Here is a 14891-nt window from a genome sequence, read left to right as displayed (position 1 = left end):
TGCGCAAACGTTTAGCGCAGCCGCTTCGTCGAATCGCATGCTTTCAGCGGTTCTCCAGCACCCAGCGCTCTTCGCGCTCGAGACGCAGCAGCGCATGCTCGAACATCGCACGCGCACGGCCCGAGATGTTCGCCAGATAGACGTGCAGCAGCGCATCGGCAGGCGTGCGCGACGCGCAACTGACGCTGTACTGCTCGAACGCGCTCAGTTGCATGATGATGCTCGCGAGATGCTTCGGGCACTCGCATGCGATGGTCGTCGACGCCTGCGCCATCGCCATCAACGCCTCGTCGGAGTAATGCCGTTGCGGCGCGGGCTCGCGGGTATCGGGCTGGTCAGCGGCAACGCCGCTCTTGCGCTGGATGTCCGCCATCATCTGCGCGGCGGATGCCTGATCGAGCGGCTCGCGAACGGCGCGAACGCCCACGCGTTCGAGCAGGCCGAGCGTGCTCGCGGCCGCAAACGAATACACGACGGCGATGTTTTCCGCGTGCGTCGACGCGCTCAATGCGAGCACGCGCTCCACATCGTCCGCGTGCAGCGACGGCAGATGGATGATCAGCGCATCCGTCGGCTGGTCCATCCGCTCCGCGAACGCGGCCGTCATGTTTTCGAAGACCTTCGGCTCGCTCGCGAGGTCCGCGTTCATCGCATGCAGATGCTGGCGGATCGTGTGCGCGAGCGCGCTGCCGACGATCCGCAATCGCAGCCCCGGCGGCCCTTCCGCGAGCGGCGACATGGGCGTCTTGTCGACATGCATGAACGCGAGCCGCTCCAACTCGCTCGTCTGCAAGGACGCGATGGAGCCGATCGCGTAGCCGCGATCTACAAGCCCTTTGATCATCGCGACGCGGCGCACGTCGGCGTCGCTATACAGGCGGTGGCCGGACTGCGTCGTGGGCGGCGCGACGACGCCATAGCGGCGCTCCCAGATGCGCAGCGTGCCAACGGGGAGATTCGCCATGCGCGCCACGGCCCCGATCCGATAGCGCGGTACGGCTTCTGGATCATCCACTGTCTTGATCATGAATCGAAAATCCGTGGGGGAGCCGGTTCGAGTCTAACAAGCGCGACGCCGATCTGAAGCAGATTTTTTTGGTCGATCGTGCCGCAAAGCCGCATGCAGACACGCTTTGCGGAGCGCGCGCCGTTGGCGCGCAAGGCCGCGCGGGCGAATCGCCGGACTTGCGCGCGAAGCAGGCGGCGTGTGCCGCTATCGCGTTGTATCGGTTTTGACCCGGATCGGCGGGGACGAGTCAGCGCTGCTGCGTCGAGCCGCGCACGATCAATTGCGGCGCGGATGTCACGCACACGCGCGGCGCTTTTCGCTGCGCGCCATGCGTGGGCTGCTCGATCAGATCGCGCAGCAGCGACACCGCGAGCCCGGCCGCTTCGACGGTCGGCACCGCGACGGTCGTCAGCGGCGGGCGCGATTGCTGCGCCAGTTGAATGTCGGTGATGCCGACCACGGACAGATCGCGCGGCACCTCGCGTCCGAGATCGGCGGCAGCGTGGATCGTGCCGAGCGCGGGCAGGTCGTTGGTCGCGAAGATGGCCGTCATCTTCGCATCGCGTTCGAGCAGACCGCGCGCGGCCATGTAGCCGCCCTCAATCGTGTCGGGCGCATAACGCACGTTTTTCGCGGGCACTTTCAGGCCCGCTTCTCGCATTGCATCGGCGAAGCCTTCGTAGCGCGAAGCATGAATGCCCGATGGTTTGCTGCCGACAATCGCGCCGATGCGCCGATGGCCGAGCTCGATCAGATGCCGCGCGGCAAGCTGGCCTGCGAGGCGAAAGTCGACGGCGACGCAGGGCAGGCCGGGCGGATCGTCGGGGCGTTCCCACATGCACAGCACCACGGGCGCGCCGCGCGCTTGCGTTTTATGCAGATCGTCGAAGTCGAGATTGGCGTTCATCACGAGCACGCCTTCCGACAGCGTGCCCGCAATCTGCTCCAGATAGGCGCGGCCCGCCTGCGGATCTTCGTTCGTGTTGCAGATGATGACGAAGTGGCCGCTCGTGCGCGCCGCGCGCTCGACGGCGAGCGCGAACTCGGGATAGAACGGGTTCGCGATGCTCGACACCATCAGCGCGATGGTCGGCGCGCGGCCCTCGGCGAGCGCGCGCGCAGCGAGATGCGGCCGGTAGTTGAGCGCCTCGACGGCTTCGAGCACGCGCTGACGCGTCTGTTCGCCGACGCGTCCGCGGTTGCGCAGCACATTCGATACCGTCGCCGACGTGACGCCGGCGCGCCGTGCGACTTCGCTCAGAGTGGACATGATTCGCGGTGCTTCTTCAATATATGGGACATGCGTTCATCATTTGCATTGGCCTTGAAGGCGCGGCACCATGCGCGAAACGACAGAACGAATAGCGGAGACAGCGCCAGTCGGCCAACAACTGGCCATGAGAGCCCACCAAAGCTCAACCCCCTCGGCCAGCGATCGCAATGCGATCATTTTTTGGCCGTGCAGATTAAGCGCTTAATCTCCGCTTCGGGCTGATTAAATCACGGAGTCGAAGCGATGGCGAGCATTTCGTTGAAGGGCGTGCAGAAAGCGTATGGAGACAACGCGCCCGTGATCCGCAACGTCGATCTGGAGATCGGCGAGAACGAGTTCTGCGTGTTCCTCGGCCCGTCGGGCTGCGGAAAGTCCACGCTGCTGCGCATGATCGCCGGTCTCGAAGACGTGACGGACGGCGACCTGTCGATCGGCGGGCGCATCGTCAATGACGTGCCCGCTGCCGAGCGTGGTGTCGCGATGGTGTTCCAGAGCTATGCGCTCTTTCCGCACATGAGCGTGTACGAGAACATCGCCTTTGGCCTGAAGCTCGCGAAGAAGCCGAAAGCGGAAATCGACCGCAAGGTGAAGGAAGCCGCGCGCATCCTGCAACTCGAAGCGCTGCTCGATCGCAAGCCGCGCGCGCTGTCGGGCGGGCAGCGGCAGCGTGTCGCAATTGGCCGCGCGATCGTGCGCGAGCCCGGCGTGTTTCTGTTCGATGAGCCGCTGTCGAATCTCGATGCGACTCTGCGCGGCCAGACGCGCATCGAAATCGCGCGCCTGCACAAGCAATTCGCGACGGCGAGCGTCGTCTATGTGACGCACGATCAGACGGAGGCGATGACACTCGCCGACAAAATCGTGCTCCTGCATGCGGGCAACGACACCGAGCGTTACGGCAGCATCGCGCAGATCGGCGCGCCGCTCGAACTCTATCACCGGCCGGACAGCCGTTTCGTCGCGGGTTTCATCGGCTCGCCGCGCATGAACTTTCTGCCCGCGCGCGTGACGCAGATCGACGCGCAAGGCGTCGTCGTCGCGCTGGATCATACGAACGAGCCGGTGCGCGTCGCCGTCGACGGCAGCGCGCTGCAGGGCGCGCAACCTGTCACGCTCGGCGTGCGCCCGGAGCATCTCGAACTCGTCGCGAGCGATATATCACAAGATGATGCAACGCTTGCGCGCACCATTTCGCTGATCGAGCATCTGGGCGAACACAGTTACGTGCATCTCGATCAACCCGGCGGCGACGTGCTGATCGCGAAGGTGCCCGGCAACGCGCGCATCGGGCAGGGCGAGCGTGCCGTCTTCGCGGCGCCCGCCAGCGCCTGCCATCTTTTCACCGAAGACGGATTCGCCGTGAAGGCGCTCAACTCCGTTGAACACTACGCATAAGGGACATGCGCATGCGACTTGGAGTCTGCTATTACCCGGAGCACTGGCCGGAATCGATGTGGGAAGACGACGCGCGCCGGATGAAGGCGCTCGGCATCGAACAGGTGCGAATCGCGGAGTTTGCATGGAGCCGTATCGAGCCGACGCCCGGCGAATACGATTGGGGCTGGCTCGATCGTGTGATCGACGTGCTCGGCAACGCGGGCCTGAAGGTCGTGATGTGCACGCCGACGGCGACGCCGCCGAAGTGGCTGATCGACCGTCACCCGGACATTTTGCCCGTCGGCGCCGATGGACGCCCGCGCGCATTCGGCTCGCGGCGTCACTACGATTTTTCGTCGCCGTCGTATTTCGACGCGTCGCGCAAGATCTGCACGGCCGTCGCCGAACGATACGGCAAGCATCCCGCTGTCGCCTTCTGGCAGACGGACAACGAGTACGGCTGCCACAACACGGTGGTCAGCTATTCGCCGGCCGCCATTGCGCGTTTTCGTCTGTGGCTGAAGGAGCGCTACCTGAACATCGACGCGTTGAACCGCGCCTGGGGCACTGTGTTCTGGAGCATGGAGTACCGCAGCTTCGACGAAATCGATGCGCCCGTCGCGACCGTCACGGAAGCGCATCCGTCGCAGCGTCTCGACTACCGGCGCTTCGCGTCCGATGAAGTCGCGCGCTACAACCGCATGCAGGTCGAGATCATTCGCGCGCATTCGCCGGGACGGCCCGTCGCGCACAACTTCATGCAGCTCTTCACGGAATTCGATCACTACGAGGTCGCGCGCGATCTCGATGTGGCGACGTGGGACAGCTACCCGCTCGGCGCGCTCGAAGAGCAGTGGTTCGCGCCGGAGATCAAGGCAAAGTTCCTGCGCACGGGGCATCCCGACTTCGCCTCGTTCAATCATGACGTGTATCGCGGCATGTCGAAGCTGCCGTTCTGGGTGATGGAGCAGCAGCCCGGTCCTGTCAATTGGGCGCATTGGAATCCCGCGCCGCTGCCGGGCATGGTGCGCTTGTGGAGCTGGGAAGCGTTTGCGCACGGCGCGGGCTGCGTGTCGTACTTCAGATGGCGTCAGGCGCCGTTCGCGCAGGAGCAGATGCATGCGGGTCTGAACACGCCCGACAATCGCCTCGATATCGGCGGCAGCGAAGCGGAGCAGGTCGCGCAGGAGATCGTGCGCGTGTCGGCGTCGAACGCCGACGCGAATGCGGACCTGCGCAGCAAGATCGCGCTCATCTACGACTACGAAGCCAAGTGGCTGTTCGAAATCCATCCGCAGGGCGCCGACTTTCACTATCCGCGTTTCGCGTTCGAGTACTACTCGGCGTTGCGCTCGCTCGGTTTCGACGTCGATGTGATTGCCGCCGATGCGCCGCTCGACGGCTACAGGATGATCGTCGTGCCGCCGCTGCCCGTCGTGCCCGGCGACTTCGCGGCGCGGCTCGCGGCGTCGGGCGCGCAAGTCGTGCTCGGTCCGCGCACGGGCTCGAAGACGCGCGACCTGCAGATTCCCGCGAACCTGCCGCCCGGCGCGCTCGCATCGTTGCTGCCGATCCGCGTGTGGCGCGTCGAATCGATGCGGCCCAACGTGACGGAGCCCGTGCATTTCAACGGCGCGGGCGATACGCCGCGCGAAGGCTTTGCGCGCCATTGGCGCGATCTGATCGACGCCGCCGACGAGCGCAGCTTCGCTGTGCGCGCGCGCTTCGCCGATGGTCATCCCGCGTATGTGCAGCACGGCTCGGTTCATTACTTCGCGAGCCTGTTCGACGACCGCCTGACCGAGTCGCTGTTCGCGCGCATCGCGACGCAGGCCGGACTCACGCCGACGCCGCTGGGCGACAGCGTGCGCATCAGCCGTCGCGGCGGTCTCACCTATGTCTTCAACTACGCGAACGGCAAGCATCTGATCGAAGGCGTCGATGGGTCGCGTTTCGTGATCGGCACGCATGAAGTGGAGCCGCAAGGCGTATCGGCTTATCGGACGGCGTAGCGCAGCGAATGGCTAACACCAGTAATACAGCAGTGATCCGGCATCTAAAAACCACGCAATAAAATGACAGGAGACAACAGGATGACAGCAAGGCAATTCAACCCGCGCAAAGCGATGGCCACGCTGGCGTTCGCCGTCGCAGCCACCGTGTCGTCGTTGGCCGTCACCGCGACGAATGCCGCAGCGGGCACGATGACGATGAACATCGCGTTCAAGGGCGCAAGCCAGCGCGCCGTGTGGCAATCGGTAATCGACGACTTCAGGAAGGCGCATCCCGACATCGACGTGAAGGCGTCGTTCGTCGACGAGGAAGCGTACAAGGTGCAACTGCCGGGCTGGCTGTCGACGGTCGCGCCTGATGTCGTCAACTGGCACAACGGCGAGCGCATGGCGTACTACGCGCGGCGCGGCCTCTTCGAAGACCTGAGCGGCGACTGGAAGAAGAACGGCTGGGACAGCATGTACGCATCGACGAAGGAATCGTCGACGTACAACGGCAAGCAGTACGCGGCGCCGACCGTCTATTACTCGTGGGGCCTGTTCTATCGGAAGGACCTGTTCCAGAAGGTCGGCATCACGTCCGAGCCGAAAACGTGGGACCAGTTGATGGACGCCTGCAAGAAGCTGAAGGCGGCAGGCATCACGCCGTTTGCTGTCGGTGGCCGCGATGCATGGACGCTCGCGGGCTGGTTCGATTACCTCGACTTGCGCATCAACGGCAACGCATTTCATCAGAAGCTGATGGCGGGCGACGTGCCCTATACCGACCCGCGCGTGAAGAAGGTCTATACGGCGTGGAAGCAGTTGCTCGACGACAAGGACTTCATCGACAACTCGCTGTCCTACGACCTCGATGCGGCGCAGCCGTTCCTGTTCCAGGGCAAGGCCGCGATGATGCTGATGGGCACGTTCATCACGGGCGGCTTTCCGGCGAGCGTGAAGCCGAACATGGGCTATTTCCAGTTCCCGATCATCGACTCGAATGTGCCGACGGCGGAAGATGGTCCCGTCGAATCGCTGCACATTCCGGCGAAGGCGAAGAACAAGGCCGACGCGCAGACGTTCCTCGCGTTCGTCGAAACGCCGGAGCAGGGCGCGAAGCTCGCGGCGGGCCTGGGTTCGCTGTCGGCGAACAGCAAGTCGCCGGAACCGGAAGATCCCATTTCGAAGATCGGGTTCCAGATCCTGTCGAATACGAAGGGCGGCATCGCGCAGTTCTATGACCGCGACATGACGAAGGAAATGGCCGACGAAGGGATGAAGGGCATGCAGCAGTTCGTCGCGGATCCGGCGAAGCTCGATGCGGTCCTCGCGCAGCTTGAACAGACGCGCAAGCGGATCTACAAGAAGTAAGGGTGTAAAGCCGTGGCGCGGGACCGCCTTGAACCTGCGGTCCCGCGCATAGCAGAAAGCTCAGGATGGGAGAACCGTCGTGTCGCACTCCGTCACACGTCAGGATATCAATGCGACGCCGCCGTCGCCGCAAGCCGCGCCTGCGCCGAAGGCGGCGCGCAGCAGGCGCGGGCCGTCGCCGACCGCGCGCCGGCAGCGCAAGGCCGCGTTGCTGTTTCTCGCGCCCGCGTGCTTCATGGTCGCCGTGTACGTCGTCTGGCCGATCCTGTCGTCGATCTGGCTCAGCTTCTACAACTGGGACGGCATGACCGACAAGGCGTTCGTCGGACTCGCGAACTATATCGAGCTGTTCCAGGCGCCGACGTTCTATACCGCGCTGAAGAACAACCTGATCTGGCTTGTGCTGTTCCTGCTCGCGCCGCCGATGGGACTCGCCGTCGCGCTGTATCTGAATCAGGCGGTGTCGGGCATGCGTGTGGTGAAGTCGCTGTTCTTCGCGCCGTTCGTGCTGTCGGGCGTCGTCGTCGGGCTGATCTTCTCGTGGTTCTACGACCCGACCTTCGGCCTGCTCGCGATGATGCTCGGTCACGGCATCCCCGTGCTCGGCGATGCGCGCTATGCGACCTTCGGCATCATCTTCGCCGCGCTGTGGCCGCAGACGGCGTACTGCATGATCCTGTATCTGACGGGCCTCACGACGCTCAACAGCGAGCAGCTCGAAGCCGCCCGCATGGAAGGCGCGAAGGGCTGGTCGATGCTGTGGCATGTCGTGCTGCCGCAATTGCGACCCGTCACGTTCATGGCGATCGTCGTGACCGTGATCGGCGCGCTGCGCAGTTTCGATCTGATCTCGGTGATGACGGGCGGCGGCCCGTTCGAAAGTTCGACCGTGCTCGCGTATTACATGTACGACCAGGCGATCAAGTATTACCGGATCGGCTATTCGGCGTCGATTGCCGTTGTGCTGTTCGCGATCATGCTCGTCTACATCGTCTATCACCTGCGCCGCATGCTGCGCCACGAACAGTAAAGGAGCGGACCATGTATCCGATGCCCGTCGCCAAATGGAAGCCGTTCAACCGGCGGCTGTACAAACTGTCGCTGCCCGTTGCGCTCCTGATCTGGCTGCTGCCGATGATCGCGGTGCTCGTCACGTCGGTGCGCTCGACGCAAGAGCTGAGCGAAGGCAATTACTGGGGCTGGCCGAAGCACATCGCGTTCTTCGACAACTACCACGAAGCGCTCACCACGTCGCCGATGCTGCATTACTTCTGGAATAGCGTGCTGATCACGGTGCCTTCCGTGATCGGCGCGATCGTGCTCGCGTCGATGGCAGGCTTCGCGCTTGCGATCTACCGCTTTCGCGGCAACACGACGCTCTTCGCGACCTTCGTCGCGGGCAACTTCGTGCCGATCCAGATACTGATGATTCCCGTGCGCGATCTGTCGCTAAGCCTCGGGCTCTTCAATACGCTGGGCGCGCTGATTCTCTTTCACGTGTCGTTTCAGACGGGCTTTTGCGCGCTGTTTCTGCGCAACTTCATCAAGCAGTTGCCCTATGAACTGATCGAGGCGGCGCGCATCGAAGGCGCGGGCGAGTGGACGGTGTTCTACCGCATCGTGTTGCCGCTGATCCGGCCCGCGCTTGCTGCGCTCGCGATTCTCGTCTTCACGTTCGTCTGGAACGATTACTTCTGGGCGCTGTGTCTGACGCAAGGCGACGAGGCGGCGCCGATCACGGTCGGCGTCGCGGCGCTCAAGGGCCAATGGACGACTGCGTGGAATCTCGTGTCGGCGGGTTCGATTCTGGCTGCGCTGCCTTCCGTCGCGATGTTCTTCGCGATGCAAAAGCACTTCGTCGCGGGTCTCACGTTCGGCGCGACCAAAGGTTAGCAGTTTCTTGCGCGCTTTTCCTGTGCGCTTTCCTGCGCTTTTTCCTGCGCGTGTCCCTGTTTCTCTCCTCGTAGAAGGTTGCCCGCGAAAGGGGGCTTTTTTCCATGGGGCCTACGCGCCGATATGCTACTGCCCCGGTTGCACATAAGTGCGCACACCGGCGAGCGGCGATCCATAACCGCCCGAATTGGCATTGTTCGGCAGACCATTGACGAGTTGCGCGCGCGGATCGACGGGATTCAGATTGAGTTCACCCGCCTGCTGGTTGCCGTGTGTCGGATATTCGCTGCCGAGCGCCGCGTTCGGCATCAGGCGCGTGTTGTTGATGGGTGCGTTCATGTCGTCATACACGGACAAACCTTGCGCATGCGACGCGGCGGCACTGACTAAAAGCGCGACAGCGGTTGCTAGTTGAAGGGAAACGAGGGGCTTGCGCACGATGCACTCCTTGCTCGAAGAATGGCGCGCTCGTGCGAAAGGAGCCGGCATGGCGCACCCGCAGTCCGCTTTAACTATTGGATATCGGATGCGGGAGTTCAAGGCGTGACGTGCGCGGACGTCATCATGTCGCGCTTTTGTTGCATTTGTTCGGGCGTGCAAGCGCAATGACGACAGCATGCGCGAACATATCGCGCGTCGTTCATCGACCCGGCGGCGGCGCTCAGGCGTGCTCGCCCGCGATCTCACCGACCGTGCGCCGCACCGCGCGCAGGATCTGGTTGGCCAGTTCGGGCTTTGCCTTTAACACGGCACGCGACGCCGCGATACCGCCGATCAGCGCCGACGATATCGCGATCGCCTTGTCGCGCTGGTTGCCCTTGACCTTGTGCGCGGCCAGATGCTGCTCGAACACGGCGACCATCATCTCGAACCCCTCGCTGTAGCGCGCGCTGATCGTCTCGTCCTGACGGCCGATCTCGCTCGCCGACGCCGCCATCGCGCAGCCGTTCGCGATGTCGTCGCGCTTTTCCTCCGACAAATAGCTGTCGAGCAGATCCTTGAGACTCGGCAGACGGCCGTCGTGCGACGTCGTCATGCGCGCGTGGCTCGCGTGCAGCCCATGCGCGAGCGCCTCTGCCGCCAGCGCTTCCTTCGACGGAAAGTGCGCATAGAGCGCGCCGTGCGTGAGTCCCGCCGCCTTGCCGATTTCCGCCACGCCGACGCCGTCGATACCGCGCTCGCGGATCAGGCGAGCGGCCGTCTCGACAAGCGCCGCCCGGTTTTGCGCCGCCTTTTCCTTGCTGACTTTCATCGCTTGTTCACCGTGCCCAACGATGCGAGCGCAAAAAACGCTTGACACGTATTGATTGCGCTCACTATGATTAATTTAAGATTGCACTTGCAATTATAACGCGGCTGCAAGCGGATGAATATCCGCATCGACCCTTCCACCTTGGAGAAATACATATGTCCTTCGAAAACAAGACGGCGCTCGTGACAGGCGGCAACGGCGGTATCGGTTTCGCGGCGGCGCGTCTGCTGATCGCGCAGGGCGCGCGGGTCGCGATCACGGGCCGCGACGAGAAGAAGCTCGACGAAGCCGTCGCCGAACTCGGCCCGAAGGCGCTCGCGATTCGCGCGGATCTCAACGACCCGGCAGCCATCGACGAAGTGATGAAAGTGATCGCTGACAAGTTCGGCAAGCTCGATGTGCTGTTCGCGAACGCAGGTGTCAGCGGTGCGACGCCCGTCGGCGGCACGACGGCTGAAAAGTTCGAATCGATCATGCGCACCAACGTGACGGCCGTGTTCCTGACGGTGCAGGCTGCGGTGCCGCTGATGGGCGAGGGCGGCGCGATCGTGCTGAACGGATCGGTGATGCGCCAGCTGGGCAGCCCGGGCTCGTCGGCGTATTCGGCTTCGAAGGCGGCGATTTCGGGGATGGCGCGCGTGCTCGCGTCGGAGCTGGTCACGCGCGGCATCCGCGTGAACACGGTCATCCCGGGCGGAACGCGCACGTCGATCTGGACGCGCGGCGACCGTCAAGGCGCGACGCTGGACGCCACGGAAACCGCGCTCAAGCCGATGATCCCGATGAACCGCTTCGCCGAGGCCGAGGAAGTTGCACAAGCCGCCGTGTTCCTCGCGTCGGATGCGGCGTCGGGCATGACCGCGGCGGAAATCGTCGTCGACGGCGGCAACACGGGTGCGCCGATGGGCGCGCCGGCGTTCCGCAAGTAAGCGCCCGTAAGGGCTGAACGCAAAAAGGGCGATGTGCAGCCTTGCGGCTGCCATCGCCCTTTTGCCGTGTTGATGCGCGCGATGCGCAGCTAGCGCAGCGTCAAATCAGGCCCGCGACCATCGCCGCGACGATCGATCCCAGCACCAGCACGGCGCCGACCGTCCTGCGCCGGTTCAACTGCGTCCACAGCAGCACGCCCGTCAGCGACAGCAGGATCACGCCGCCCGCGAACGTGTCGATCAGCAGCACCCAGCCGACGCTCAGGCCCACGCCCTTGTGCAGATTCGTGAGGGTGGCGAGGAACGTGTTCGCGCTGCGCTTGACGCTCACGTAGTCGTTGCCGACCCAGTATTCCGCCGATGTGTTTTCGCCTGGCGACGCTAACGACACCTGCCAGCGCTCCGGCTGCATCGCCTTGCGATCGCCCCATGCGACGGGATGCGATGGCTCCTTCTGCACGCGCCCCGGCTTGCCTTGCACCTTCAGGTCCTGCTTGAGCCATTGGGCGAGATCGCGCGGCGACTCGGGCGCGGGCTTGGGCAACTGCACCTGCAGCGACTCGACTTGCGGCTCGCCTGTCGGTACGCGCAGCGGTCCGCCGCGATGATTCAACAGGAAGCCGCTCGTGCCCATCAACAGGCCGAGGGCGGCGCCCCACAGGCCAATCCAGCTGTGCACCTTGCGCAGCCATTTGATGAACGTGATGCGGCGCGAAGTCATCGGCGGCGCGCCATTGCCGGTGTTTTTGTGCTGGCCATTGCCGCGCGTCGCGGGATCGATGGCCACGGTTTCGGGTGTATTCACAGGTCGCTCCAGGGGCAAGACAACGCGCGGTTGCAACTGACCTCAACCGTGATCGAACAGCCGCGCACACGTTGCAGGCCGTGAAGGCTCGCGACGCGCGTTGTGCTTCGATACGGAATGGCCATCGACGGGGGAGGCGATGGCGTTGGCTGGCTGGCCGCTTTGCCCAGCAAATGGGGCGCTGCAGTGGGCTGGCTTTGCGATCAGGTAAAACAGCTAAGGGAGCTTATGATTTCACGGCGTAATGAATGCCGCAATCGCCGGACGCGATTTACAACACCGTGAATGTTTCGACCGATTACGACCCTTGCGCACCGGATGGCTCGCGATCGCCGATATTCAGCGCACGCCGAGCCGGTAGACGGTGGTGTGCGTGTAGCGCTCGCCTGGGCGCAGCACGACGTCTTCGGCATCCGGCATGTTGATCTGGTTCGGAAACGCGCCCGTTTCGAGGCACAGCGCCGCATGCTTGCTGTACGTCCTGCCATTGCGGCCGTCGACGCCCGCAAGAAAATTGCCCGTATAGAACTGCATCCCCTTCGCGTCCGTCGATACCGTCAGTTCGCGGCCGCTCGCCGGGTCATACAGAACGGCCGCCGCGCGCATCGCGCCCGCGCATTCGCGCAGCACATAGCAATGATCGAAGCCGCCCGCGCGCGCGAGCTGCGCATCCGGCCAGTCGAGCCGCGCGCCGATGGGCGCGCCCGCGCGGAAATCGAACACGCTGCCCGCGACATCCTTTCTCTCAATGGGGATCATTGCTTCATCGACGGCGAAGAAGGCATCGGCGTCGATTGAAATGACGTGGCCGCGGATATCGGGCGCGTCGGCGCGCGTGTCACCCGCCAGGTTGAAGTACGCGTGGTTCGTGAGGCTGAGCGGCGTGGGCGCGTCGGCCGTGGCGTCATAGTCGATCGTAAGCGCGCCGTCGTCGTCGAGCGCATAGCGCACCGTGGCCGTCACCGCGCCGGGAAAGCCCGCGTCGCCTTCGGGCGATTCGTACGACAGCACCAGCGCGCCGTCCGCCTCGCGCGCGCTCCATAGCGCCTTGTGGAATCCGCTCACGCCGCCGTGCAGCAGGTTGTCGCCATCGTTGCGATCGAGTTGATATGTGACGCCATCGAGCGTAAAGCGCGCATGCGCGATGCGGTTTGCCCAGCGCCCGATCGTCGAGCCGAAAAACCAGCGGCTCGCGAGATATCCGGCGGGCGTGTCGTGGCCGAGCAGCACATCGGCGATGCGCCCCGCGCGATCGGGCGCGTGCCACGCGACGAGGGTCGCGCCGAGATCGCTGATCACCGCGCGCATGCCGTGCGCGTTGCGCAGCGTGAACAGACGAATGTCGCCGAGACCGGGCAACGTGCCCCAGCGTTCGACCTGGACGCTGGATGAAGTGAAGGAGTCGGTGCTTTGCATGTCGGCGAAATTCATGACGGTCGCGGCGTAAGGTCAGCTATTGAACCCGGATATCGAAACCAGATTAAGGCATTTGCGCCGACGGCGCAGCGTGCGATCCCTGGGCGGCTTGCATGCGTTCCTGATACTCGCGCGGCGTGCAGTCGAGTTCGCGGCGAAACACCGCGTACATGTACTGCAACGAAGTAAAGCCGCAGCGTATCGCGACTTCCGCGCTCGACATGTCCTGCTGCACGAGCAGTTGCTTCGCGACATCGAGCTTGTGCTTGAGGATTTCCTGATGCACGGTGCAGCCCAGTTCGCGGCGGAAATAGTCTTCGAGCGACGAACGCGACACGCCCACGTAGTCGGCGACCTGTTCCGTCTTGATGCCTTGGCACGCGTATTGGCGGATGTAGTGACGCGCGCGCATCACGTAAGGGCTTGCGAGCGGTTCATGCTTCGTCGATTCGCACACGTTGATGCCGACGGGCGGCACGAGAATGCGGCGGCCGGCGAAGCGCGCGCCGCCTAGCATCTGATGCAGCAGATGCGCTGCCGTGCGGCCCATCTCCTCCGTCCCCTGGATCACCGACGACAATGGGATGCGCGTGAGCGAGCGCGTCAACGGATCGTTGTCGATGCCGATGATCGCCACCTGTTCGGGCACGGGAATGCCGCTGATCAGACACGCCTGCAACACCTGACGCGCGCGCGCGTCCGTCACCGCGATGATGCCGACGGGCTTCGGCAGGCCTTGCAGCCATTCCGTCAGCTGCACGCTCGCCTGATGCCACACGGGCGCGCTGGTGGGCAGCCCGCGATGCACGTCGCCTTCGAGTCCGTCTGCTTTGAGAAGCGCATTGAATGCGAGCTCTCGTTCCTGCGCCCAGCGGTTGGTCGGCGATTCGGGCAGGCTATAGAGCGCGAAACGTTGCAGCCCTGCGCCGATCAGATGTTTGTACGCGAGCGACACCAGCTGCATGTTGTCGGTCGCGATATACGGGAGATTTGGTGGGTACTTCGAAGGATCTTCATATGACCCGCCGACGGCGATCACGGGCAGATGGGAATCGGCGAGAGCTGCACAGACGGCGGGATCATCGAAGTCCGCGATGAAGCCATCGCCTTCGAAGCGCTCGATGCCATTCAGACGCGCGCGGAAATCTTCTTCGAGGAACAGGTCCCACGCGACGCGGGTGGATAGCAGATATTGGCCGATGCCCGTGATGATCTCGCGATCGTAGACCTTGTTCGCGTTGAAGAGCAGTGCGATCCGATGCGTGCGATGAGTCATTGGGTCTCCAGGTGTTTGCCGCTTTCGCTGGCAGCTCATTTGCTGCGTTCGCTGGCAGCCCTTTTGCCGCGTTCGCTGGCATCCGCGATGTGGTTTGCTCTTTGCGGCTTTCGCTGGCATCCGCGACGCGGTTCGCTCTTTGCCGCTTTCGCTGGCTTCCGCGACGCGGTTTGCTCTTTTGCCGCTTTCGCTGGCATCCGCGATGCGCCTCGCGGCGCAGGCGTCGCCCCTGTGCGGGGCGGCACCTACTTTCTTTGCCGCGGCAAAGAAAGTAGGCAAAGAAAGCCGCTCACACC

The 14891-nt window shown here is 63.9% G+C and carries 14 protein-coding genes; 7 read left to right on the top strand and 7 right to left on the bottom strand.

Annotated features, from left to right (window positions below; genetic code table 11):
• Window positions 1-43: 43 nt before the first annotated feature.
• Both J8I87_RS16200 and J8I87_RS16195 read right to left on the bottom strand, forming a co-directional pair.
• Window positions 44-1027 (bottom strand): MerR family transcriptional regulator, encoded by a 984-nt coding sequence (locus tag J8I87_RS16200; RefSeq protein WP_209932494.1) that lies wholly within the window; start codon window positions 1025-1027, stop codon window positions 44-46.
• Window positions 1028-1256: 229 nt separating this feature from the next.
• Window positions 1257-2279: a LacI family DNA-binding transcriptional regulator gene (locus tag J8I87_RS16195; protein ID WP_209932493.1), complete on the bottom strand. Its 1023-nt coding sequence runs from the start codon at window positions 2277-2279 to the stop codon at window positions 1257-1259.
• Between the two features lie 246 nt (window positions 2280-2525).
• On the opposite strand from J8I87_RS16195, the gene J8I87_RS16190 reads away from it, so the two are divergent.
• The 5 genes from J8I87_RS16190 (at window position 2526) to J8I87_RS16170 (ending at window position 8917) form a co-directional block, all read left to right on the top strand.
• Window positions 2526-3677: an ABC transporter ATP-binding protein gene (locus tag J8I87_RS16190; RefSeq protein ID WP_209932492.1), complete on the top strand. Its 1152-nt coding sequence runs from the start codon at window positions 2526-2528 to the stop codon at window positions 3675-3677.
• A gap of 11 nt (window positions 3678-3688) precedes the next feature.
• Window positions 3689-5671: a beta-galactosidase gene (locus J8I87_RS16185; protein ID WP_209932491.1), complete on the top strand. Its 1983-nt coding sequence runs from the start codon at window positions 3689-3691 to the stop codon at window positions 5669-5671.
• 81 nt (window positions 5672-5752) lie between these two features.
• Window positions 5753-7024 carry an ABC transporter substrate-binding protein gene (locus tag J8I87_RS16180; RefSeq protein ID WP_209932490.1) on the top strand — a complete coding sequence of 424 codons (1272 nt, stop codon included), beginning with the start codon at window positions 5753-5755 and terminating at the stop codon, window positions 7022-7024.
• A 106-nt stretch (window positions 7025-7130) separates the two neighbouring features.
• Window positions 7131-8054, top strand: coding sequence for a sugar ABC transporter permease (locus tag J8I87_RS16175; protein ID WP_313064724.1), 924 nt, complete (start codon window positions 7131-7133; stop codon window positions 8052-8054).
• Window positions 8055-8065: 11 nt separating this feature from the next.
• On the top strand, window positions 8066-8917 hold the full coding sequence (locus J8I87_RS16170; protein ID WP_209932487.1) for a carbohydrate ABC transporter permease: 852 nt from the start codon (window positions 8066-8068) through the stop codon (window positions 8915-8917).
• Between the two features lie 126 nt (window positions 8918-9043).
• Here the strand turns inward: J8I87_RS16170 and J8I87_RS16165 are convergent, their stop codons facing one another.
• On the bottom strand, window positions 9044-9355 hold the full coding sequence (locus J8I87_RS16165; RefSeq protein WP_209932486.1) for a hypothetical protein: 312 nt from the start codon (window positions 9353-9355) through the stop codon (window positions 9044-9046).
• 223 nt (window positions 9356-9578) lie between these two features.
• On the bottom strand, window positions 9579-10169 hold the full coding sequence (locus J8I87_RS16160) for a TetR/AcrR family transcriptional regulator (RefSeq protein WP_209932485.1): 591 nt from the start codon (window positions 10167-10169) through the stop codon (window positions 9579-9581).
• Between the two features lie 155 nt (window positions 10170-10324).
• On the opposite strand from J8I87_RS16160, the gene J8I87_RS16155 reads away from it, so the two are divergent.
• Complete coding sequence (locus tag J8I87_RS16155) at window positions 10325-11098, top strand: SDR family NAD(P)-dependent oxidoreductase (RefSeq protein ID WP_209932484.1); 774 nt, start codon at window positions 10325-10327, stop codon at window positions 11096-11098.
• A 100-nt stretch (window positions 11099-11198) separates the two neighbouring features.
• On the opposite strand, the gene J8I87_RS16150 is transcribed toward J8I87_RS16155, so the two are convergent.
• The 3 genes from J8I87_RS16150 to J8I87_RS16140 form a co-directional block, all read right to left on the bottom strand.
• The gene (locus tag J8I87_RS16150; RefSeq protein WP_209932483.1) at window positions 11199-11903 is read right to left on the bottom strand and encodes a PepSY-associated TM helix domain-containing protein; all 705 of its coding nucleotides are present in this window, start codon (window positions 11901-11903) and stop codon (window positions 11199-11201) included.
• Between the two features lie 339 nt (window positions 11904-12242).
• Complete coding sequence (locus tag J8I87_RS16145) at window positions 12243-13334, bottom strand: aldose epimerase family protein (RefSeq protein WP_209932481.1); 1092 nt, start codon at window positions 13332-13334, stop codon at window positions 12243-12245.
• Window positions 13335-13383: 49 nt separating this feature from the next.
• Window positions 13384-14595, bottom strand: coding sequence for a DNA-binding transcriptional regulator (locus J8I87_RS16140; RefSeq protein WP_209932480.1), 1212 nt, complete (start codon window positions 14593-14595; stop codon window positions 13384-13386).
• Window positions 14596-14634: 39 nt separating this feature from the next.
• Between J8I87_RS16140 and J8I87_RS16135 the strand changes: the two genes are divergently transcribed.
• On the top strand, window positions 14635-14891 hold a 257-nt coding region (locus J8I87_RS16135; RefSeq protein ID WP_209932479.1), incomplete at its 3' end, for a hypothetical protein.

The organism is Paraburkholderia sp. LEh10 (assembly GCF_017814945.1).
Lineage (GTDB): Bacteria > Pseudomonadota > Gammaproteobacteria > Burkholderiales > Burkholderiaceae > Paraburkholderia.
The sequence above is the reverse complement of the archived record's forward strand: the minus strand, read 5'-3'. Positions and strand labels throughout refer to the sequence as shown.

Coding starts and splice junctions, on each gene's coding strand:
- J8I87_RS16200 (WP_209932494.1), bottom strand. CDS start 1,027: ATGATCAAGACAGTGGATGATCCAGAAGCCGTACCGCGCTATCGGATC.
- J8I87_RS16195 (WP_209932493.1), bottom strand. CDS start 2,279: ATGTCCACTCTGAGCGAAGTCGCACGGCGCGCCGGCGTCACGTCGGCG.
- J8I87_RS16190 (WP_209932492.1), top strand. CDS start 2,526: ATGGCGAGCATTTCGTTGAAGGGCGTGCAGAAAGCGTATGGAGACAAC.
- J8I87_RS16185 (WP_209932491.1), top strand. CDS start 3,689: ATGCGACTTGGAGTCTGCTATTACCCGGAGCACTGGCCGGAATCGATG.
- J8I87_RS16180 (WP_209932490.1), top strand. CDS start 5,753: ATGACAGCAAGGCAATTCAACCCGCGCAAAGCGATGGCCACGCTGGCG.
- J8I87_RS16170 (WP_209932487.1), top strand. CDS start 8,066: ATGTATCCGATGCCCGTCGCCAAATGGAAGCCGTTCAACCGGCGGCTG.
- J8I87_RS16160 (WP_209932485.1), bottom strand. CDS start 10,169: ATGAAAGTCAGCAAGGAAAAGGCGGCGCAAAACCGGGCGGCGCTTGTC.
- J8I87_RS16155 (WP_209932484.1), top strand. CDS start 10,325: ATGTCCTTCGAAAACAAGACGGCGCTCGTGACAGGCGGCAACGGCGGT.
- J8I87_RS16145 (WP_209932481.1), bottom strand. CDS start 13,334: ATGAATTTCGCCGACATGCAAAGCACCGACTCCTTCACTTCATCCAGC.
- J8I87_RS16140 (WP_209932480.1), bottom strand. CDS start 14,595: ATGACTCATCGCACGCATCGGATCGCACTGCTCTTCAACGCGAACAAG.